This window comes from Bradyrhizobium sp. 159 (assembly GCF_023073795.1).
GTDB lineage: Bacteria > Pseudomonadota > Alphaproteobacteria > Rhizobiales > Xanthobacteraceae > Bradyrhizobium.
Window position 1 is genome coordinate 34,617 of record NZ_JADPKE010000027.1, and the last position, 21,233, is coordinate 55,849.

Consider the following 21,233-nt stretch of genomic DNA (forward strand, 5'->3'; position numbering starts at 1 on the left):
CGGTGCCGGTTCCGGGGTGGGAGATGGGCTGAACGTCTCGCCAGAGTCATTCCGGGGCGACGTGCAAGCGCGGTCGTGCGGCAGCGTTGGTGGACGAATTGATTCGCGTCTGGCGACGCCGCGGAATGGCCTGTGTAGAGCAGCAGCCCGGCCTAATCCGGCCGGACCATCTCGAACATGTTTTCCGGCTTGATCTCGAAATAGTCGCCGCGGCGCCCCGCGCGGACGATAGGGCGGGCGGCGGCGGTCTGGTAGACGCCGTCCTTGATCATGGCCTTGTCGATGTGGACGGCGACGACCTCGCCGAGCGTCAGCCAGGCGTCAGCCTCCTTGCCGTTGGCGCCCTTGAGACGAACGATGTCGGAGACCTTGCATTCGAAGGCGACCGGGCTCTCGCCGACGCGCGGCACGTTGACTAGGTTGCCGGGGACGGCGGTCAGACCCGCGACCTCGAACTCGTCGACCTCGGGCGCGACATGCGCGGCGGTTGCGTTCATGTGCTTCGCCAGATCCATCGTGGCGAGATTCCAGACGAATTCGCCGGTCTGCTGGATGTTCTCGACCGTGTCCTTCCAATTCGTGGAGGAGAAGCCGATGATTGGCGGCACATAACAGAACGCATTGAAGAAGCTGTAGGGTGCGAGGTTGACGTGGCCCCTGGCGTCGCGCGAGGAGATCCAGCCGATCGGCCGCGGCGCGATAATAGCGTTGAAGGGATCGTGCTTGAGGCCGTGGCCTTTGGAGGGCTCGTAGAAGTAGGGGTCTTTCGCGGTCACGCTCTGTTTCCTTCCCGTCTTGCGAGCGGAACGAAGCAATGCCGCAAGACGGAGTGTGTTGGTCCGTCCTTGCCGCCATCCCTCCGTTAGGGTGGCGCGAAGCTGCTTATAGGAGGAAAGCCACCGCCCCGTCAGTGCCGCGGCGACAATCCCGCGATGACGAAATCGATCATCTGGTCGATGGTCGGGCCCGGCTTGGTGGCGCACTGGGCGATCATCTGGGGATGGAAGAAGCGCATCATTGCGGTGCAGGAGCAGAGCGCGGCCAATTGCAGGTCCGGTGCCTCGAACTCGCCGGTGGCGACGCCCTGCCCGATCATCTGGCCGATCATTCCGGCGATACATTCCATGTGGGTGACGCAGACGTCCCAGTCCTCCTGCATGGCGATTTCGACCATCTCATGCAGCTTATTGTCGCCGACATAGCGCTCGGTGTTCATGCGATGGATGGTGGTGAGCAGCTCGCGGAAGCGCTCCAGCACCGGACCGGGCCGCGCCACGATCCGCTGCGCCTCCAGCTCAACCTCGCCCATCAGCGAGCGGGCCACCGCCTGATGGATCGCCTTCTTCGATTCGAAGAAGCGATAGACATTGGCGGGGCTCATCCGCAGTTCTTTGGCGATGTCTCCGACCGTGGTCTTCTGGTAACCGATCTGGCGGAACAGCCGCTCGGCCACCTCGAGGATACGATCCCGGGTGTCGCCTTCGATATGTTCCGTAATCAGTGTCATCTGTCAGGACTCGTCAGTCAGCACTTCATCTCACTTATTCAGCCGCTTCAGCAAGCGGAATTGCGCGTGGCTCACCGCTCCCATGCTGCGGCGCGGCAGGCTGCTCGGGAGTACCAGCCTCATCCAGGCTCTTCCTGAACCAAAGCGCATAGAGGCCCGGCAGGTACAAGAGCGTGAGGAAGGTCGCGACGAACAAGCCGCCCATGATGGTGATCGCCATCGGGCCCCAGAAGGCCGAGCGCGACAGCGGGATCATGGCGAGAATCGCGGCGAGCGCCGTCAGCACCACCGGTCGGGCGCGGCGGACGGTGGCCTCGACAATCGCCTCGCGCCGGGTCAGGCCGTGCGAGACGTCGGTCTCGATCTGGTCGACGAGGATGACGGTGTTGCGCATGATCATGCCGGCAAGCGCGATCAGGCCGAGCAGCGCCACGAAGCCGAACGGGGCATTGGCGACGTTGAGCCCGAGGGAGGCGCCGACGATGCCGAGTGGCGCCGTCAGGAACACCAGGATCAGGCGCGAGAAGCTCTGAAGCTGGAACATCAAGAGCGTCAGCATCACCATCACCATCAGCGGGAAGAGAATGAAGATCGAGGCGTTGCCCTTGGCGGATTCCTCGAAGGCGCCGCCCGGCTCGATCCGGTAGGCCGGCTCGAGGTGGTCCTTGATCGCCTTCAGCTTCGGCGTGATCTGGTTGGTGACGTCGGGCGCCTGCACGCCGTCGACCACGTCGGAGCGCACGGTGATCGCCATGTCGCGGTTGCGCCGCCACAAGATCGGCTCCTCGTGGGCATATTCGATCTTGGCGATCTGCTGCAGCGGCACGGCAACGCCGTTGCGCGAGGTAATGGTCAGGTCGCCGACGCCGCCGAGGTCGAGGCGTTCGGACGGCACCGCGCGGGCGACCACGCCGACCTTCTCGATGCCATCACGCACGGTCGTGACCTGCGCGCCCGAGATCAGCATCGCCAGCGCCTGCGAGACGTCCTGCGGGGTCAGGCCCATGGCGCGGGCACGGTCCTGGTCGACGACGAGCTTGAGGTAAGGCGACTGCTCGTTCCAGTCGAGCTGGACGTCCTTGACGCTCTTGTTCTGCCGCATGACGTCGCGGACCTGGTAGGCGATCTCGCGCACCTTGTTGGCGTCGGGGCCGATCACGCGGAACTGGACCGGGAAACCGACCGGCGGACCGAAATTGAAGCGGTCGACGCGCACGCGCGCCTCGGACAGGAAGCCCTCGGCAGCCGCGTTTTCGATCTTGGCTTTGACGCGTTCGCGCGCCTCGACGCCCTTGGCGACGATGACAACCTCGGCAAAGGCCTCGTTCGGCAGCTGCGGATTGAGGCCGAGCCAGAAGCGCGGCGAACCCTGGCCGACATAGGCGGTATAGGTCTCGATGTCCTTGTCGTCCTTCAGCAGGGTCTCGGCCTTCTTCACCGCCTTCTCAGTGACGCTGAAGGCGGTGCCCTCCGGCAGGCGGAGCTGGAGGAACAGCTCAGGGCGCTCCGACAGCGGGAAGAACTGCTGCTGGACATGGCCGAATCCGACGACCGAGGCGACGAAGATTCCGACGGTCGCGACCACCACGGTGATGCGGTGGTTGACGCACCATTGCACGATGGCGCGCAGGCCGCGGTACATGCGGGTCTCGTAGACCGCGTGCGGATCGTGATTGTGGTGGACCTTCGTCTCCGGCAGCAGCATGGCGCCGATATAGGGCGTGAAGATCACCGCCACGAACCAGGAGGCGACCAGCGCGATCGCCACGATCCAGAAGATGCTGCCGGCATATTCGCCGACCGCGGAATTGGCAAAGCCGATGGGGAGGAAGCCAGCGGCCGTGACCAGCGTTCCCGTGAGCATCGGAAACGCAGTTGATTCCCAGGCAAAGGACGCCGCGCGCATGCGATCCCAGCCCTGCTCCATCTTCACCACCATCATTTCGACTGCGATGATGGCGTCGTCGACGAGCAGACCGAGCGCGATGATCAGCGCACCGAGCGTGATGCGGTGCAGGTCGAGCGACATCGTGTTCATGACAATGAAGACGATGCCGAGCACCAGCGGCACGGACAGCGCGACCACGATGCCGGTGCGCCAGCCCAGTGCCAAAAATGAGACGAACAGCACGATGACGAGCGCCTCCATGAAGGAGTGCACGAACTCGCCGACGGCGTGCTCGACCACCTTGGGCTGGTCGGCAATCAGCCTGACGTCGATGCCCTGCGGCACGGCCTTCATGAATTCGCTGGTCGCCTTCTCGACCTCCTTGCCGAGGTCGAGGATGTTGGCGCCCTTGGCGGTGACGACGCCGATGCCGATCGCGGGCTTGCCTTCCTGGCGGACGACGAAGCTCGGCGGATCGACATAGCCATGGGTGACGGTGGCGATGTCGCCGAGACGGAAGACGCGGCCGTTGCTCTCGACCGGCGTCTCGGCCACGGCCTTGGCGCCGTCGAGCGCGCCGGTGACGCGCAGCGGCACGCGCTGCGACGAGGTCTCGACTGTGCCGGCCGGCGTCACGTTGTTCTGCTTGGCGAGCGAATCGAATAGCGCCTGCGGCGTGATGCCGAGGGTGGCGAGCTTGGCGTGGCTGAACTCGACGAAGATGCGTTCGTCCTGATTGCCGTAGACGTCGACCTTGGTCACGCCGGGCACCTTCAGGAGGCGCTGACGGAATCCTTCCGAGACCTTCTTGAGCTGAGCATAGTCGGCGCCGTCGCCGGTCATCATGTAGAGGATGGAATCGACGTCGGAGAATTCGTCGTTGACGACGGGCCCGAGGATGCCGGACGGCAGCTGACCCTGCACGTCGACCAGCTTCTTGCGCAGGAGGTAGAAGAGATAGGGCACGTCCTTCGGCGGGGTGCTGTCGCGGAACGTCACCTGGAGCGCGGTGAAGGCGGGCTTGGAATAGGTCTGCACCTTCTCGAAATAGGGCAGCTCCTGGATCTTCTTCTCGATGGGATCGGCGACCTGGGTCTGCATCTCCTGCGCGGTCGCTCCCGGCCACATCACGGAGACGTTGACCACCTTCACCGTGAAGAACGGATCCTCGGCACGGCCGAGCTTCTCATAGGAGAAGAAGCCGGCGACGCCGAGCACGATCATCAGGAAGAGCACCAGCGTCGGATGGCTGACGGCCCAGGCCGAAAGGTTGAAGCGCTTCATCGCACTCTCCGAAAGACGATCCAGTTGCAAAAACGACAGCCGCTCTATTGAAGGCCTCATCGCGAGGCAGCGAAGCAATCCAGGGGGCTGGGCAGGTTCTGGATCGCTTCGCCGCTTCAGCCCTTGCATTTGCGCTCGGGCCGAAACTCACCTCGCAATGAGGAACTCGTAAACGTTCGTTAGAAGGACAGCGACGACACAATCCGCACCCTCTGGCTCGGATCGAGCTTCTGCACGCCAAGGGCGACGATCTTGGCGCCCTCTTCGACACCACCGGTGATGACGACGTCGTTGCTCTCGTAGGACTTCACCGTCACCGGCCTCAGCGTAATCGCGCCGTTGTCGTCGACGACGTAGAAGGACGGCTTGCCGCCTTCGTTGAACAACGCCGACAGCGGCAGCCGGGCGACGCGCTCGGTGGCGGCGTCCGACAGCGTCAGCGTCGCGGTCATGCCGAGCGCGACCTTGTCGTCGGCCTCGGGCAGCGAGAATTTTGCCAGATAGGTGCGGGTGGCCGGATCGGCCGCCGGCGCGATCTCGCGCAGCTTGGCCGTGTGCTTCTTGTTCGGCTCGGACCAAAGAGTGACGCTGGCGGCGCCCGATTTGGCGCGTCCGACCAGCGTCTCAGGGATGGCGACGACCGCTTCCTTTTCGGCAAAGCGGGCGACACGGATCGAGGCCTGGCCCGCGGCGACCACCTGGCCGGGCTCGATCAGCGTTGCGGTGACGACGCCACGGGCGTCGGCGTTGAGCGTCGCGTAGGAAAGGGAATTCTTGGTCAGTTCGACCGAGCGCTCGGCCCGATTCAGGCGCGCACGGGCCTCGTCGGCGGCGGCGCGACTCTGGTCGAGCTGGGCGTCGGTGGTCCAGCCCTTGGCCTTCAGGTCCTTGGCGCGCTGCTCGGCAGCGGCGGCCTGGGCCAGCACGCCGGTCGCGGCGCTCAGCTCGGCAACGGCCTGCTCGGCCTGGAGCTTCAGATCGACCTCGTCGAGGGTCGCCAGCGGCTGTCCGATTTCGACGGTCTGGCCGACCTCGACCAGGCGCTTTGCGACCTTGCCGGCGACGCGAAAACCGAGATCGCTCTCGATCCGCGGCCGAATGGTCCCGACGAAGCTCCGCTCCGGCGTCTCGGCGTCATAATGGGCCGTTGCGACCAGAACCGGCCGCGGCGGCTCGGCCTTTTCGGCGACGGTGTCATTGCACCCAGCCAGTGCGGCGGCCATCAGGGCCAGCGACACACCTGCCAACAGCCTGGAATAGCTGGACAAAACCGACCGGACGAACATCGAAGGACACTCCTGCATCTCGAATGAGAAGAATGTCGATTAATCACTGACAAAAGTCAATAATCGTCAGTCATCAGGAATCCGTGATCGTGAAGGGGTGGTAAGGATTGATCCCATTGTGAGGAAGGTGCGATGGTAGGGCGGACAATGCGAGATGTCCGCCGTAGCTCGAAGAGCGAAGGCCGACGCGTGCCACCACGACAGTCACAAAAGCGGGGAGATCGGCACGGCGTGCGAAGAGCACGTCTTTGCCCACACCGCAGAGGCTCCCTCACCGCTCCTATTCGGCGAACTCGTGCTTGCTGTCATGGCCGCCGACGAAGACCAGGAGGCCGGCGATCAGCGGCAAGACGGCGAGCACGAGCAGGCCGCTTGAGGTTTGGCCAGTGGCTTCCTTGACCCAGCCGATCAGATAGGGCCCGCCGAAGCCGGCGAGGTTGCCGACCGAGTTGATCAGGGCGATCGCGCCGGCCGCCGCGGTGCCGGACAGCCAGGCGGTCGGCAAGGTCCAGAACACGCCAAAGCAGCAGAACACCCCAATGGCCGCCACCGTCAGCACAACCATCGTGAGGGCTGGATCGGTGAGATAAGAGGAGATGCCGAGCGCAACGGCGGTGAGCAGCAGCGGCGCGCCGACATGCATCACGCGCTCGCGTGTCGCATCCGAATGCCGCGCCCACAGCACCATCGCGATGGTGCCGAACAGATAGGGAATCGCGGTGACGAAGCCGGTCTGCGCGTTGGTGAGGCCGAACGCCTTGACGATCTGCGGCAGCCAGAACTGCATGCCATAGAGCGCGCCGACGAAGCCGAAATAGATCAGGCTGAGCGCGATCACCTTCGGCGACGACAACGCCTGGCCGAGCGAGGGATGCTTCACCGCCTGCTTGATTGCGATCTCAGAATCGAGCTTGGCCTTGAGCCAGGCTTTCTGCTCGGCCGAGAGCCAATTCGCCTTCTCCGGCCTGTCGGTGAGATAAAACCAGGTGACGATGCCGAGCAGCACGGAAGGAATGCCTTCAATGATGAACAGCCATTGCCAGCCCTTCAGCCCCATCAGGCCGTCGAGCCCGAGCAGGAGGCCCGAGACCGGCGCGCCGATCACGGTCGAGACCGGAACGGCGATGGCGAAGGCCGCGAGAAAGCGGGCGCGATATTCGGCCGGATACCAATAGGTGAGATAGAGGATGATACCCGGGAAGAAGCCGGCCTCGGCGACGCCGAGCAGGAAGCGCAGGACATAGAAGCTCGTGACGCCGCTGACCGCCGCCATCAGCGCAGAGATGATGCCCCAGGTCACCATGATGCGGGCGATCCAGCGGCTGGCACCGAATTTTTCCAGCGCGAGGTTGCTCGGCACCTCGAAGATGAAGTAGCCGATGAAGAAGATGCCGGCGCCCCAGGAGAAGATCAGCGGCGTGAACTTCAGCTCCGCATTCATGGTCAGCGCGGCGAAACCGAGATTGACGCGATCGAGATAGGAGAAGAAGTAGGCCAGCACCAGGAACGGAATCAGGCGCCACGAGATAGTGCGGATGGTCGAGGTCTCGATTTCCGACTTGGCTGCGCCGACGGAACCGGCATAGGTCGTGGTCTGGCTCATGGCTTCCCCCGTGTTGTTGCTTTTGTAGCTAAGAGGCGGTTTTGAGCATCGCGGGCAAAGAGTCAATGGAGCGAGCAATGCACGGAGCGCAGCCGGATAAACGCGTTGCGCTGCTGCGGACATCGCTGATCCGCGCCGGCCTCGCGTTTGCGGTGATCGTCTGCGGGCCGTCTCTGCGCTGGTACGGCTTTCCGCTCGGCCTGCCCGCCTTCGCCGTGAAGTACGGCGGCTCGCTGTTGTGGGCGACGATGGTGTTTCTGCTGGTCGGTCTTTTGCTGCCACGGCTGACGCGGATGCTGATGGCAGCTATCGCGGTCGTGATCGCGGTCGTCGTGGAATTCTCCCGCCTGGTGCATACCCCTTGGCTTGACGCGTTCCGCCTGACCACCGCGGGCGCGCTGCTGCTCGGGCGCATCTTCTCGTTATGGAATTTGGCGGCTTACGTGATCGGCATTGTGTTCGGCGTCTGGCTGGATCGGCTTGCGGAAACGCGCAGCCTAGGCAAAGGCTAGCCAGCCAGCCTCTTCCTGGTGGCGCGGAGAATCTCGTCTGACAATTTGGAATCGCTCACAGCGCGGGCGAGTACAACCGCTCCGACCAGAGAGGCCAGAGTCACGATCGCGTCCCCATCGCGCTTGCGTTGGCCGGCCCCCGCTCCCATGCGGGCGCTGAGCCATCCGATCATGCCCCTCACGCCGGCGGTAAATCGCTCTCGCGCGCCTTGGCTCTGGCGGTGCATTTCAGAGCACAGGGCAGCAAAGGGGCAGCCGCTTCCCGGTTCATCCCGGTGCGCCACCGAGAGATATTCGGAAACATAATCGCCGACCGTGGTGGTTTCACGGAGTTCGCGTCCTTTGGAGACGATCGCTTCGACGACCGCCTCTTCGATAAGCCGCTCCTTGGAGCCAAATTGGCTGTAAAGGCCGCCATGCGTCATGCCGGCGGCTTCGGTCAGCGCGTCGACGCTGACGCCGGAGATCCCGCGCTCCCGGATCAGGCGTGAGGCCGCCGTTAGAATTCGCTCGCGGTTGTCGGCCGCCTTCTCCTTGGAAACACGCATGTCAGAAATCCCGAATCGGAGGTCTTGACAATTATAATTACGATCGTCATCTAATTCAAACATTACGATCGTCATCAAAATCTGACGGGCGCAGCGCCGATCACCAGGAGAAAGTCATGGCCAAGGTAAAGATTGCTCTCGTGACAGGCGCCTCGTCGGGCATCGGCGAAGCCACCGCGCAGCGGCTCGCAACAGCCGGTTATAGAGTTTACGGCACCAGCCGACGCGGAGTTCAGGCAGGCAAGCGGCCTTTCGAGATGCTGGCCCTCGACGTGACCAGCGACGAATCCGTCACAGCGGCCGTCAGCGAGGTGATCGGGCGCGAGGGTCGCATCGATCTACTCGTGAACAACGCCGGATTCGGCGTTGCCCCCGCCGGCGCGGAGGAGAGCTCGATCGAGCAGGCCCGCTCGATTTTCGAGACGAACTTCTTTGGGCTGATCCGGGTGACGCGCGCCGTCCTGCCGCAGATGCGCCGTCAGGGCAGCGGCCGCATCATCAACATCAGCTCCGTCCTTGGCTTTCTGCCGATGCCGTATGGAGCGCTCTATGCGGCGACCAAGCACGCCGTGGAAGGCTATTCGGAATCGCTTGACCACGAGCTGCGCACGCGGGGTATCAGGGTCTCCACCATCGAACCCGCCTACACGAAGACACCGTTCGACGCGAACTTCATCGAGCCGGACGTCAAGCTCGACGAGTATCGCGAAGCACGCGCGGCCGTGAGCAGGCGGGTGAACGAGGTCATGGCAACCGCCGAATCGCCGGATGTGGTCGCCGACACCGTATTGAAGGCGGCAAACGCGACGCATCCGAAAATTCGATACACAGCCGGCAAGCTCGCGAACCGCCTGCGACTTCTACGCAGGTTTGCGCCCGCCGGCCTGGTCGATGCCGGGATTCGAAAGGACCTCCGGCTTGATGCGGCTCAGCCGTCACGGTCCGCTCGTCTCCCACGAGCTTTTTGATGGCGCGCGCGCCGCCGCTCCCGGCGCTGCATTCGCCCGTGCCCGAGGCATGAACTTCTTCATGGTGTTCGGCCTGCTGAGCCGCAAGATCATTCGCGGCGCTGGAAAACGCGGCGTCGAATATTCATTCCTGTTTGTGCATCCGGACGGGGGGCAGCTCTCGCAGATCTCGGACATTCTCACGGCGGGCCACATTCGGCCGGTGATCGACAAGGTATTTCCGTTCGCGCGGGCAAAGGACGCCCTTGGCTATCTTGCGAAGGGCAAGGCCAAGGGGAAAGTCATTGTCCAGATGAGGTGAGGCTCACTCCGCAAGCTGAAACCGCTCGAACCGGTCGAGCTCGTCCTCGATCTTGCGCTTGAACTCCTTGCGGCCTGCAGTCTTCTTGCCCTCGCCAACCCAGGTCCATTTCTGCATCAAGAGCTTCTTGGCCTGCCGGTCCGTCTTGAGATCAAGCGCGGCGACGATCTCGTCGCCGACCAGCACGGGCAGCGCGAAATAGCCGAGCTTGCGCTTGGCCTTCGGCACATAGGCTTCGAACAGATGGTTGTAGCCGAAGATGAGATTGGTGCGCTTGCGCTGGATGATCAGCGGATCGAACGGCGACAGGATATGGACGAGATCGGGCGACGCCGCCGCGCCGGTGGACTCGAGCACCGCAGGCACCGCCCAATGCTCCTGCTTGCCCGCGCCGTCGATCGCGACAGGCACGAGCTCGCCGCGGCGCACGCGCGAGGCGATCAGCCCCGCCACCGCCTTCTTGCGCGGCGCATCGAGATGGCAGACCGAATCCAGACTGACCACACCCTGTGAGCGCAGCGCGCGGTCGAGCAGATAGGCCGTGATCTCCTTGGGCGAGGCCGGCTTCGGCAGCTTGTCCCAGCCAAAATGGCGCGTCGTCAGCTCATAGGTCTTGAGCATGCCCTGGCGCTCGCTGATGGTCACAGCCCCGGTATAGAAGGCAAGTTGCAAGGCCCGCTTCGACGGCTTGCGGCTCTGCCACAAATGTTCCTTCTCGACGAGCACGTCGTCCTCGATGTCGCGGATCGTGAGCGGACCGGCGCGCAGCAGCCGCATCACCTTGCGCGTGTCGGCCGGCTTCACCGAGTCGAACCATTTGTGCCCTTCGCGCCGGTGCTCGCGCATCGCCGGCAGGAAGAAGCGGAAGTCGCTCGCCGGCACGTAGGACAGCGCATGCGTCCAGTATTCGAACACACTTCGGTCGACGCTCTGGGCATGGCGAAGATCAGCGCGGCGGTAGGACGGGATGCGGCTGAACAGGATGTGGTGGTGGCAGCGCTCGATCACGTTGATGGTGTCGATCTGCACATAGCCGAGATGAGCGACCGCGTGCGCGACGGCCTGCGCGCCTTCGCCGAACGGGGTACGCTCGTCCAGCCGCTGGGCATGCAGCCAGATCTGCCGGGCCTGTGTCGTCGAGAGAGGGAGAGGCTTGGGAGCGCGGGACATTGCAGGATGCAATGTAGCGGGATTCGCGCTGAGGCAAACAAGACAGGCAAAGAAAACCGCGCTGCCATCTGCTGACAGCGCGATTTGTCAGCGAACTGCTCAAACTATTTCGCGCCCATCTTCTGCGCCTTCATGTAATGCATGCAGGCGCCGCGCATATTGCCTTTGCTCATCTCGGTGTTGGCCGCAGCCATTTCCTTGGCCATCGCCTGTTTGGCGGGCGAATCGACGGTTCCCATCGCGGTCATCGATTTGCCGATAGCCTCCCCTGTACAGGGTTGCATCTTTGCCGCAGAAGCCGGCGAGGCCGCGAACACCGCGAGCACAACAGCCGAAAGCAACATCTTCATCGAATGTCTCCTCCGTAGAACAAAACCGGCGTCGTGCCGGCCAACGCAAGAGCCATTCTTCAGCGACAAGTTTTCAGGGAGAAGACATTTTCGTTGCTGCGCCGCAGCGATAGCCCCCCTTAGCGTGCGGCTTTTGGGCGCTCCCCGAGGCTGCCTGTAGCAGTGTCCGGCTCGCAGGACGCCTTGCCGCGCCCCTCCGACTGGCAGCGATAGACGCTGCCAGTGAGACGATCGACCAGCCACATGTTCTCGTCGGTCGGCGCTTCCAGGCCGACATAGCGGGAGGTCAGCCCCGTGATCAATGTCGACAGCAGGATCGCCACCGCGATCATCGCCGCGCCGATATAGATTGGCATTGAGCTCAGGGACACTGTCCGATCCGGCGGGCCGCTGCGATAGAACTGGTAGTCACGCTGGTAGTCACTTGGCCTCGGCACTGGACGGAACTCGCCTCCCTCGCGGACGAATTGTTGGATGATCAAAGCCTGCTAGGCGCGCATATGGACGAATTCTTGTTCGTGGGCGGGCCTTGGGGCGACGCCTTTGCGACGATCGGCGAAACGCGGATGGCCGGGAACGGCCAGAGAGCTCGTTCGGAGCAAGCCGGAACGAACACTGTGACCTCCGGCTCGTGATTTCGAATGTGACAAGGATCACATCAGGGCCTTTGAACCTTCCCTATGCTCGCAGCATCAAATCGCCATCAGGCGGAACAGCGAGGATACGACAATGACCCGTTTCGATAAATTTTTTGGATTGAAGGCGATTACTCTCTCGGCGGCCCTGATGACGGCAAACCTTGCGCTGGCCGGCGACAACAACGTCTCCGCGGGCCAGATCCTGGATGCATTGAAGCCGAAGCCGGTGACCCGCGGCCTGTCCGTTGGGCCACCGGCCGATACCACCGCGCAGGCCAAGGAATCGACGTTCCTCAACACCGTGCGCAACCGCTCGACCCGGTCGCTCTCGACCGGCGAGCGCGAGCAGATCGCCGAGCTCGCGGCCGCCAAGCCGAAGATCGATCTGGAGATCCAGTTCGACTACAACTCGGCCGAGATCGCCAAGACCTCGGTGGCATCGGTGCAGGCGCTCGGCAAAGCGCTGTCCGATCCGGCGCTCAAGGGTTCAACCTTTGTGGTCGCAGGCCACACCGACACGACCGGTGGCGAAGAGTACAATCAAGGGCTCTCCGAGCGGCGCGCCGACACCATCAAGAAGTACCTGGTGCAGAACTACGGCCTGAACGCCGCTGATCTCGTCACTGTCGGTTACGGCGAGACCAAGCTGAAGGATGCCGCCAACGGCGCCGACCCGGTCAACCGCCGCGTCCAGGTCGTGAACATGGACACCAAGACCGCGTCGAAATGATCTCCTAGTTACGTGTGACGAAACGCGCCGCCTGCTGTAACTCGGCAGGCGGCGATGTTATATCCAGCTCTGGAACAGCATCAATCGGCCGAAGGTTCGCATTGAGCTGCCGACAAAGGCCGCGGAGATCGGCAGCAGGACTGCAAAGCCGGCGGCGGCGATGCCGACATAGGCCCACAGCAGCCAGCGCGGCAATCCGTCCCGGCGCAGAACATAGACCAGCGCAAGCGACGCCGCGGTCGCGGCCGGCAGATAGTAGTAAATGAAGCCCAGCGTGCGTGGCAGCAGCGCCCAGGCGAGCCAAGGGCCGAAATAGAACGCCGCGATCAGGAACGCATCCCAGCGCCGCGCCACGATGAAATCGCGCAGCACGACCGCGAGCGCGAGCAGCGCCGGCCACAACACCAGTGGATTGCCGAGGAAGACGATCGCGGCGACGTTGTCCTCCGCGGTCTTGTCGAACAGGAACCAGACCGGGCGGGCGAGCAACGGCCAGGATGGCCACGCGCTCATATAGGTGTGGCCGGCGATCGCCGTCGTGGTGTTGTCGGCGAAAATTCGCCGCTGCGCCTCGACCAAATCCGGCAACGACAATCCGTACAGCGGAACGAAAGCGGCAAGATACGTCAACGCGGGCAGAAGGGCGAAGCATAGCGCGGCATGCTGTACCCGAAAGCCGGGCCAGAGATCGGGCCGATACCAGTCGCTCGGCTTGGCGTCGGCGAACAGCGTGTGCCAGCTCTGCATCAGGCGAATCACCGCAACGATCATAACGCAGACGGCCAGTGGAAACAGGCCGCTCCATTTGCAGGCCGCAGCACAGCCGAACAGGCCGCCCGCCAGTGCGAACAGCGCATGCGGCCGCTCTCTTCGAAAACCATGCATGAAGGCGGCGGTCGCGAGCAGGCCGAAGCCGAGCGCAAAGATGTCGAGCATGGCGATGCGCGCCTGCACGTAGAGCATCTGGTTGCTGCCAGTGATCAGCGCGGCTGCCATCGCCGGCCCTTGCGCGGAGAACAGCGCGAGGCCGCACAGATAGATCGCGACCACCGCGAGCGCGCCGAACAAGGTCGCCGGATAGCGCCAGCCAAACGCGTTGTCGCCGAAGGCTGCGATCGATGCGGCGATCAGCTCCTTCCCCAGCGGCGGGTGCATCGGATTGAGCATCGGCTGCGACGCCGCAGGCGTCAGCATCTGCCGCGCCGCCGGCACATAATGCACTTCGTCGAAGACGAACTTCTCCGGCGTCGAAAGACCGATCAGCAGCGCCAGATGAGCAACCAGGAAAATCGCGACAGCGATCACTGCGCTCCGCGACACCGTTGGAACCGCGGACAATTCGAGCGTCGGCTGTGGAGATGTTTTGCGTGGCAAATTGGCGTCACCGCGGACAAAAAAGAGATCGCAGTTTTCATTGAACGCATTCTGCCGCAACTGTCACTAAGCATAACGCAGGTCCACGCCGCTTGTGATAATTCCGCCACATCTTAAGCGCGCGCGATCCGGTACGATCAGGGACACATCGATCGGTTGCGAAATGAGTTTGCGTTTCTGGCTTTTCCCCTCTCTGTTGTCGACCGCATTGTGCGCTGGCCCTGGCGCTCAGGCGCAGACGCGCGTCGGCGAGGCCGTCGTGATCCAGAACGAAGTGGTGCGCGTGGCCGCGAGCACCACGCCCATCAATGTCGGCGACAGCATGCTGCGCGACGAGACCGTGCGCACCGGCGCCGACAGCGCGGCGCGCTTCGTCATGGCCGACAGCACCAATCTGTCACTGGGCCCGAGCGCGACGCTGAAGCTCGACCGCACCGTCTTCAACGACGAGCACAGCTATCGCGACGTCGCGATCCGCATGACCACCGGCGCATTCCGCTTCGTCACCGGACACTCCGACAAGACCGCCTACAAGATCACGACCCCGCTCGCAACCATCGGCGTACGCGGCACCACGCTCGACATCCTCTCGCAGCGTGGCCGATCCGTCGTCGTGCTTCAGGACGGCGCGGCCAGCGTCTGCACGAAGAGCTCCCAGTGCGTGCAGCTCACCCAGCCCGGCGACACCGCCATCATCACCTCCACCGGCGGCAAGGCCGGCATCACCAAGTCCAACACCCCGCCCTGGACGTTTGCCGCCAACTGCGCCGCGAATGCCGGGCTTTGCGCGGTCGACCAATATGCCGCCGCCTCGCCGACCATCACACCTGCCGTCCAAGACGACGGCGTGCTGTGCGGGCGGTGACAATGGCGAAACTCCGCTTCAAGCGCTTCGTCCGCGCCGGCGCGCTGGCCACCTTGGCTGCGCTTGCGTTTGTCGCGCTCGATATTCGACCGGCTGTAGCCCAGGCGGCGTGCGGATCCGAATGCGGTGAGCCGACGCCTTACCCGACCTATTCACCGTCCCCAACGCCCACATATTCTCCATCACCATCGCCCTCCCCCTCGCCGAGCCCCTATCCGTCGCCCTCGCCGAGCCCCGATCCTGCGCCCGCTCCGAGCCCGTATCCGGCTCCGAGCCCGACACCGACCGGCGCGGATTCCAGCGGCAATTCGATTCGTGGCCTCGCCAATCAGCGCTTCAACCAGATGATCACCAACCGTGTGCTCGGCACGGTGCTGCTCGGCGTCAACGAGCAGGTCAATTGCAGCGACTGCATCAGCGCGTTCGGCTCGGCCGGCTCGTTCTCCGCCGGCATCCATGGCCGCAAGGAGCTGACCAACAATCTGTCGCTGCTCGCCGGCATCGCCTACACGCACTACAACGAAGGCGGCTACAAGATCACGAGCGCACCGATCGGTGCCTTCGCGCTACGTTATGACTTCACCGACTGGGGCTCGTCGCGCCCGTTCTTCGACGTCGGTACGATCCTGACGCCCTGGGAGAAGGCGCGCTACACACGCAGCTACGACACCAGCCTCGGGCCTGTGAGCGTGACCAGCTCAACCAACGCCTCGAACTACGCCGTCTATGGCCGTGCCGGCTGGATGAGCCGCCTGTCGCCGCGCGACGAGGTCGCGGCCTCCATCGAGGTCTGGCAGCTCTGGCAGCGGGTATCGGGCTACACCGACGGCGCAGTGGCTTTCAATCCGTTCGACGCCGCGATTGCGACCGGCACCGACCGCAACAGCCTGGTCAAGATCGGCGGCCAGTGGACCCATCTCTACGGCAGCAACATTGAGGCCAACATTAACGGCGGCTGGGTCCAGTCCTTTGCGAGCCACAGCGGCATCGTGGCGACCGTGACCGGCAACGGCGTGGTGGTTCCGACCATGGGCAACCAGGGCTGGTTCGAATATGGCGGCCGCCTCGGCTTCCGCGTGCAAAAGGGCTGGATCGTGGATCTGTTCGCCAACGGCACGCTGGGCCCGCAACCGGTCGGCAATACCATCCACGGCGGCGTGGGGCTGCGGATTAGTTATTGAGGCACAGCCTCTAGGGTGGGCGAAGCGAAGTGCGCCCACCGCTTTTCTCTCGCCTTGAGAACGCTGGTGGGCACGGCGCGAATGCGCCTTTGCCCACCCTACGGCATCCGTCCGGCCCTCACGCCGCCGACTTGCCCTCGAACGCTCGACGGAGAACATCGACATCGAGCTTCACCATCTTCATCATGGCCTGCATGGCGCGGGCGGCCGCCGCCTTGTCGGGGCTCGACAGGAATTCGAACATCACTTTCGGCACCACCTGCCAAGCCACGCCCCAGCGATCCCTGACCCAGCCGCACCGCTCTTCCTTGCCCCCATGCGCCAGGACCGCGCTCCAGACGCTGTCGACCTGGGCCTGGTCATCGCAATCGATCATCAGCGACAGCGCGTGGGTGTACTCCATTTTCATTCCGCCATTCAGCGCGACCAAGCGCTGTCCGCCGAGCGTGAACTCGATGACGAGCACCGAACCCTGCTTGCCGGAGGGGCCATCGGAGACGTTGCGCTGGACGTGCACGATCTTGGAATCGGGCAGCAGGGAGACGTAGAAATTGGCGGCTTCTTCAGCGTCGCCGTTGAACCACAGGCAGGGCGTGACCTTCGACATTTGAATGCTCCTGTTCGATCTTGGCGGGCTTGGATCAGGCAGTCGCCATGTCGGGCTGCAAGGGGGCCGCGGCGAGATCCATCCAGTTCACGCCCCACATATGGCCATCAGGATCCTCGAAACTGCGGCCGTACATGAAGCTGTATTCGTCCTTCGGACCGGGATCGGCCACCCCGCCCGCAGCCTCAGCCTTGCCGACGATATCGTCGACCTCGCTGCGGCTCTCCGCGGATAGGCAGAACAGGACCTGGTTCGAGGTCCTGGCATCCGCGATCGGCTTCGGCGTGAACTGACGGAATTTGTCGTGGGTCAGCAGCATGGCGAAAATGGTCTCGGAAAAGACCATGCAGCTCGCTGTCTCATCGCAGAATTGCGGATTCTTGACCGCGCCGATCGCCTCGTAGAAGGCAGTGGCGCGCCTGAGGTCGGTCACCGGCAGATTGACGAAGATCATCTTGGGCATCGGAAGCTCCTTGGCGGGGTTCCGCCCAAGGACGGACCAGCCGGCGGCCATCCGACATGGCTTCCTAATATTTTTTGACCTTCTCCTGCAAGGTTCCGTCGCTCCGAACCTCGCTCCTCCTCGGGCGCCCTACTTCTTCTCGTTGGGATCGCGGTGAACGGGGTCGATCCACAGCACGGTTTCGGGCTTCTCGACCGGCTCGATATCGAGATTGATTGCGACCGCCTCGCCGTCGCTGCGCACCAGCACGCATTCCAGCACCTCGTCGGGACTGGCGTTGATCTCCTGATGCGGGACGTAAGGCGGGACGAAAATGAAATCGCCAGGGCCTGCCTCCGCGGTGAATTGCAGACGCTCGCCCCAGCGCATCCGGGCCTTGCCCTTCACCACATAGATGACGCTTTCGAGATGGCCGTGGTGATGCGCGCCGGTCTTGGCGTCGGGCTTGATGCTCACCGTGCCCGCCCACAATTTCTGGGCGCCAACCCGCGCGAAATTGATCGCGGCCGCGCGGTCCATGCCTGCGGTCGATGGCACATTCGTATCGAGCTGGTTGCCCGGGATGACGCGTACGCCGTCATGTTTCCAGCGATCCTCGTGATCCTGTGCATGGTGCGAATGCGTGTGGTCATGGCCGGTCATGGGACTGCTTTCTGTTGGTTCCTTGCGCGGCAAACTAACCCAAAGCCACGCCCGCGAGCCACAGCAAATTCGGAACCCTCATAGTCATGAGACGTTGTCGTCGCGAGCAAACCCGAAGGAGAGTTTCATGGGTAGCACGACCGACAAGATCAAGGGCAATGCCAACGAGGCAATCGGCAAGACCAAGCAAGGCATCGGCGAAGCCACTGGCTCCGATCGCATGAAGGGCGAAGGCGCAGTCCAGGAAGTGAAGGGCAAGGGCCAGCAGGCCATGGGCGATGCCAAGGACGCCGCGAAGGAGGCAATGGATCGTGCCGCCGCTGCGGCAAAGCGCGCCGCGGAGTAGCGCGCGCATCCCTGAAAACGAAAAGACCGGCCGAAAGGCCGGTCTTTTTGTTTACATTGTTTAGCCATCCCGGGCGATCCGCAGCATCGAACCCGAGATCTCGAGATTCCGGGTCTGCTCCTTCGGACCATCCCGGAATGACGGCTGCGCCGTCACTTTACCGCGAGCAATTCCACGTCGAACATCAACGTCGCGTTCGGCGGGATCACGCCGCCGGCACCGCGGGCGCCGTAGCCGAGTTGCGGCGGGATGATGAGCGTGCGCTTGCCGCCGACTTTCATCGAAGCGACGCCCTCGTCCCAGCCGGCAATGACGCGGCCCTTGCCGATCGGGAATTCGAACGGCTCGTTGCGGTCGACGGACGAGTCGAATTTCTTGCCCTTCTGGCCGTTCTCGTAGAGCCAGCCGGTATAGTGCATCACGCAGATCTGGCCCGCCTTGGGCGAAGCGCCAGTGCCGGCGACGCTGTCGATGATCTGCAAGCCTGAAGCTGTGGTCATGGTCTTTCCTGCGGTCTGGGCCGAGGCCGTGGTGGAAACGAAATGCGACACGCTGGCAATCACGGTGATCGCGAGCGCCGACATCAGGGCGAGGAGCGCGCGTTGGAAACGCTGCATGAGGCACCTTCCGTTTGAGGCGGGAGGTGTCTAGCGCAACGCCGGTGAGGTTTCCACCCCTACACCTCGATATTTTCCAGCCGGACCGGGAGCTTGCGGATGCGCTGGCCCGTGGCGTGATAGATCGCGTTGCAGATCGCCGCATTGGTGCCGACATTGGCGAGCTCACCGAGACCCTTCACGCCTGCCGGGTTGATGTGATCGTCCTGCTCGGAGAGCAGGATGACCTCAACGCCGGGCACGTCCGCATTCACGGGCACGAGGTAGTCGGCGAAGTTGTCGTTGACGTAGCGCGCGTTGCGCTCGTCGATCTCGGTGGCCTCCAGCAGCGCCGACGACATGCCCCAGATCAGCCCGCCCATCAGCTGGCTGCGCGCGGTGCGCGGATTCATGATGCGGCCTGCCGCGAACGCACCAACCAGACGAGGACAGCGGATCTCGTGCGTGAAGCGGTTGACGCGGACCTCGACGAACTCCGCACCGAACGCATAGGCGATCTGGTCTTTCATGGCGTGGCCGCCGACGAGCCGCACCTGCCCGCTGTGCATGGCGCGGAAGGAATCCAGCGGCGCGGCATCCGGCTTCCACTCGCCATACTCCTCGACGACGCCGACACCGAGCGCGTCGAAGGCCTTCTCGAGGTCGAGCGGGCGGTCACCTTTCGCCGCCTGTGTGGCCGGTGTCTGGCCGATGCCCACGGTCTCCTTGGCCTTGTCCGTCAGGCTCTGGCTCGGCATCGCCGCCTTGAACAGGCGCTGGCGGATCTGATCACAGACCGTCATCACCACGGAGCAGGTGCTGGCCGTCGAATTCGAGCCCCCGGCAACAGGCGCCGGCGGCAGATCGCTGTCGCCGATGAAGACCGCAACCTTCTCGAGCGGCACGCCGAGCCGCTCGGCGGCGGTCTGGGCGATCACAGTGTAGGCGCCGGTCCCGATCTCGTGGCCGGCGATCTCGACCCGGGTGCGGCCGTCGCGCTGGAGGCGCACGCGCGCGGCCGCCGGGCCCATCTGGGTCGGATAGCAGGTGGCGGCACAGCCATAGCCGATCAGCCAGTCGCCATCCGACATCGATTTCGGCTGCGGCGAGCGTTGCGCCCAGCCGAACGCCTTGGCGGCCTCGTCGAAACAGGCCATCAGCGAGCGCGACGTGTAGGGCTTGCCGCCAATCGGCTCAACGGTGGTACCATTGATACGGCGGAGCTCGACCGGATCCATGTTCAATTTCACCGCAAGCTCGTCCATCGCGCTCTCCAGCGCAAACAGATACGGCACCTCCGGTGGAGAACGCATGAAGCCGGGCGTGTTGCGGTCCGCGCGCACGATCGAGACGAGGCTGTCGACATTCGGGCAGGCATAAAGCCGCGTCGTGGTCTTGGTGCCGCCGACGCAATAGGCGTCGGGGCGCGAAGAGATTTCGGCGCCCTCATGCTTTAAGGCCAGCAGCTTGCCATCACGGCTCGCCCCCAGCTTGATCTCGTGGCGGGTCTCGGCGCGATAGGTGGTGATGGTAAAGCCCTGGTCGCGGGTCGGGACCAGCTTGATCGGCCGGTTCAGGCGCTTCGCAATGGCGGCGATGATGGCGGTGCGCGGCGTCATCGAGCCGCGCGAGCCGAAGCCGCCGCCGACATAGGGATTGACCACGCGGACCTTGTCGGCGTCGATGCCGAGCTGTTCGGCGACGCCATATTTCAGGCCGTAGACGAATTGGCTCGGCTCGTAGATGACGAGTTCGTCGCCCATCCAGGCGCAGCTCGTCGAGAACAGCTCCATCGGATTGTGATGCTGCGTCGGGGTGTCGTAGGACGCGGTCAGCTTGACCTCGGCCTCTTCGAACGCCTTTGCGAAGTTGCCGACCTTCGGGTCTTCCTTGAATTGGGCATTCTGTCCCTTCGCGGCCGCGATGGTCGTTCCGGGCGAGTCGAAGGTCGCGCTCGGCGCGGCGGCTGTGTAGCTGACTTTGACGCGGTTGGCGGCCTCGCGCGCCGCCTCGTAGCTTTCGGCAATGACCACCGCGATGATCTGGCCGTCATGGGCAATGTCGGCCGATTTCAGCGGCTGGATCGTCGTGCCCGCATAGCCGCCATTGCTGAAGAGCTTCGACTCCTTCAGCTTCGGCCCATTCTCGTGCGTGACGATGTCGATCACGCCGCGGACGCGCCTGGCGTCATCGAGGTCGAAGCGATCGATTCGCCCCTTGGCGATGGCGCTGGTGACGAGAAACGCGTAGGCGGGATCGGCGAGCGGCATGTCCGACGCATAGGTGGCGCGTCCCGTCACCTTCACGACGGCGTCATAGCGCGGCACGGGCTGGCCCATGTTCGTCTTCGGCTCGGGAGCAGCAGCAGTCATGA

22 protein-coding genes are annotated in these 21,233 nt (G+C 63.8%); 7 read left to right on the top strand and 15 right to left on the bottom strand.

All coding sequences use genetic code 11. From position 1 onward, the window contains the following. Window positions 1-152 precede the first annotated feature (152 nt). From IVA96_RS05055 to IVA96_RS05075, 5 genes are all read right to left on the bottom strand, one after another. Window positions 153-776 carry a flavin reductase family protein gene (locus IVA96_RS05055; RefSeq protein WP_247415716.1) on the bottom strand — a complete coding sequence of 208 codons (624 nt, stop codon included), beginning with the start codon at window positions 774-776 and terminating at the stop codon, window positions 153-155. A gap of 131 nt (window positions 777-907) precedes the next feature. Beyond that, on the bottom strand, window positions 908-1,507 hold the full coding sequence (locus IVA96_RS05060; protein WP_247415717.1) for a TetR/AcrR family transcriptional regulator: 600 nt from the start codon (window positions 1,505-1,507) through the stop codon (window positions 908-910). 34 nt (window positions 1,508-1,541) lie between these two features. Then, window positions 1,542-4,679 (bottom strand): efflux RND transporter permease subunit, encoded by a 3,138-nt coding sequence (locus IVA96_RS05065; protein WP_247415719.1) that lies wholly within the window; start codon window positions 4,677-4,679, stop codon window positions 1,542-1,544. 179 nt (window positions 4,680-4,858) lie between these two features. Further along, the gene (locus IVA96_RS05070) at window positions 4,859-5,965 is read right to left on the bottom strand and encodes an efflux RND transporter periplasmic adaptor subunit (RefSeq protein ID WP_247415721.1); all 1,107 of its coding nucleotides are present in this window, start codon (window positions 5,963-5,965) and stop codon (window positions 4,859-4,861) included. A 280-nt stretch (window positions 5,966-6,245) separates the two neighbouring features. Next, a complete protein-coding gene (locus tag IVA96_RS05075; RefSeq protein ID WP_247279559.1) occupies window positions 6,246-7,568 on the bottom strand; it encodes an MFS transporter in 1,323 nt (440 codons plus the stop codon). Between the two features lie 77 nt (window positions 7,569-7,645). On the opposite strand from IVA96_RS05075, the gene IVA96_RS05080 reads away from it, so the two are divergent. Continuing rightward, a complete protein-coding gene (locus IVA96_RS05080; protein WP_247415788.1) occupies window positions 7,646-8,080 on the top strand; it encodes a DUF2809 domain-containing protein in 435 nt (144 codons plus the stop codon). Here the strand turns inward: IVA96_RS05080 and IVA96_RS05085 are convergent. Next, window positions 8,077-8,703: a TetR/AcrR family transcriptional regulator gene (locus IVA96_RS05085; RefSeq protein WP_247415723.1), complete on the bottom strand. Its 627-nt coding sequence runs from the start codon at window positions 8,701-8,703 to the stop codon at window positions 8,077-8,079. The two genes, IVA96_RS05080 and IVA96_RS05085, sit on opposite strands and share 4 nt — an antisense overlap. Window positions 8,704-8,744: 41 nt before the next feature. Here IVA96_RS05085 and IVA96_RS05090 point away from each other — a divergent pair, with 41 nt between their 5' ends. Further along, a complete protein-coding gene (locus tag IVA96_RS05090) occupies window positions 8,745-9,596 on the top strand; it encodes an oxidoreductase (protein WP_247415726.1) in 852 nt (283 codons plus the stop codon). Window positions 9,597-9,657: 61 nt separating this feature from the next. Further along, on the top strand, window positions 9,658-9,897 hold the full coding sequence (locus tag IVA96_RS05095) for a zinc-binding dehydrogenase (protein ID WP_247415728.1): 240 nt from the start codon (window positions 9,658-9,660) through the stop codon (window positions 9,895-9,897). 3 nt (window positions 9,898-9,900) lie between these two features. On the opposite strand, the gene IVA96_RS05100 is transcribed toward IVA96_RS05095, so the two are convergent. From IVA96_RS05100 to IVA96_RS05110, 3 genes are all read right to left on the bottom strand, one after another. Further along, window positions 9,901-11,067, bottom strand: coding sequence for a crosslink repair DNA glycosylase YcaQ family protein (locus tag IVA96_RS05100; protein ID WP_247415729.1), 1,167 nt, complete (start codon window positions 11,065-11,067; stop codon window positions 9,901-9,903). 104 nt (window positions 11,068-11,171) lie between these two features. Then, entirely contained in the window at window positions 11,172-11,417 is a 246-nt protein-coding gene (locus IVA96_RS05105) for a hypothetical protein (protein WP_247279554.1), read from the bottom strand. A gap of 119 nt (window positions 11,418-11,536) precedes the next feature. Continuing rightward, window positions 11,537-11,773, bottom strand: coding sequence for a hypothetical protein (locus IVA96_RS05110; RefSeq protein WP_247415731.1), 237 nt, complete (start codon window positions 11,771-11,773; stop codon window positions 11,537-11,539). A 373-nt stretch (window positions 11,774-12,146) separates the two neighbouring features. On the opposite strand from IVA96_RS05110, the gene IVA96_RS05115 reads away from it, so the two are divergent. Next, window positions 12,147-12,785, top strand: a complete 639-nt coding sequence (locus tag IVA96_RS05115; RefSeq protein WP_247415734.1) for an OmpA family protein — start codon at window positions 12,147-12,149, stop codon at window positions 12,783-12,785. Window positions 12,786-12,842: 57 nt separating this feature from the next. Here the strand turns inward: IVA96_RS05115 and IVA96_RS05120 are convergent, their stop codons facing one another. After that, on the bottom strand, window positions 12,843-14,123 hold the full coding sequence (locus tag IVA96_RS05120) for a phospholipid carrier-dependent glycosyltransferase (protein ID WP_247415736.1): 1,281 nt from the start codon (window positions 14,121-14,123) through the stop codon (window positions 12,843-12,845). 199 nt (window positions 14,124-14,322) lie between these two features. Between IVA96_RS05120 and IVA96_RS05125 the strand changes: the two genes are divergently transcribed. After that, window positions 14,323-15,024 carry a FecR family protein gene (locus IVA96_RS05125; protein WP_249816463.1) on the top strand — a complete coding sequence of 234 codons (702 nt, stop codon included), beginning with the start codon at window positions 14,323-14,325 and terminating at the stop codon, window positions 15,022-15,024. Between the two features lie 2 nt (window positions 15,025-15,026). Continuing rightward, the gene (locus tag IVA96_RS05130) at window positions 15,027-16,205 is read left to right on the top strand and encodes a hypothetical protein (protein ID WP_247415739.1); all 1,179 of its coding nucleotides are present in this window, start codon (window positions 15,027-15,029) and stop codon (window positions 16,203-16,205) included. Between the two features lie 118 nt (window positions 16,206-16,323). Here IVA96_RS05130 and IVA96_RS05135 read toward each other — a convergent pair whose 3' ends face one another. The 3 genes from IVA96_RS05135 to IVA96_RS05145 form a co-directional block, all read right to left on the bottom strand. Then, the gene (locus IVA96_RS05135) at window positions 16,324-16,812 is read right to left on the bottom strand and encodes a VOC family protein (protein WP_247415741.1); all 489 of its coding nucleotides are present in this window, start codon (window positions 16,810-16,812) and stop codon (window positions 16,324-16,326) included. Between the two features lie 34 nt (window positions 16,813-16,846). Continuing rightward, entirely contained in the window at window positions 16,847-17,275 is a 429-nt protein-coding gene (locus IVA96_RS05140; RefSeq protein WP_247415742.1) for a VOC family protein, read from the bottom strand. Window positions 17,276-17,404: 129 nt separating this feature from the next. Further along, complete coding sequence (locus tag IVA96_RS05145) at window positions 17,405-17,917, bottom strand: cupin domain-containing protein (RefSeq protein ID WP_247279546.1); 513 nt, start codon at window positions 17,915-17,917, stop codon at window positions 17,405-17,407. Between the two features lie 127 nt (window positions 17,918-18,044). Here IVA96_RS05145 and IVA96_RS05150 point away from each other — a divergent pair, with 127 nt between their 5' ends. Continuing rightward, the gene (locus IVA96_RS05150) at window positions 18,045-18,263 is read left to right on the top strand and encodes a CsbD family protein (protein ID WP_247300961.1); all 219 of its coding nucleotides are present in this window, start codon (window positions 18,045-18,047) and stop codon (window positions 18,261-18,263) included. A 152-nt stretch (window positions 18,264-18,415) separates the two neighbouring features. On the opposite strand, the gene IVA96_RS05155 is transcribed toward IVA96_RS05150, so the two are convergent. Together IVA96_RS05155 and IVA96_RS05160 are read right to left on the bottom strand one after the other, a co-directional pair. Further along, the gene (locus tag IVA96_RS05155; RefSeq protein ID WP_247279544.1) at window positions 18,416-18,880 is read right to left on the bottom strand and encodes an FKBP-type peptidyl-prolyl cis-trans isomerase; all 465 of its coding nucleotides are present in this window, start codon (window positions 18,878-18,880) and stop codon (window positions 18,416-18,418) included. A gap of 59 nt (window positions 18,881-18,939) precedes the next feature. Next, window positions 18,940-21,231 (bottom strand): xanthine dehydrogenase family protein molybdopterin-binding subunit, encoded by a 2,292-nt coding sequence (locus IVA96_RS05160; RefSeq protein WP_247415745.1) that lies wholly within the window; start codon window positions 21,229-21,231, stop codon window positions 18,940-18,942. Window positions 21,232-21,233 lie beyond the last annotated feature (2 nt).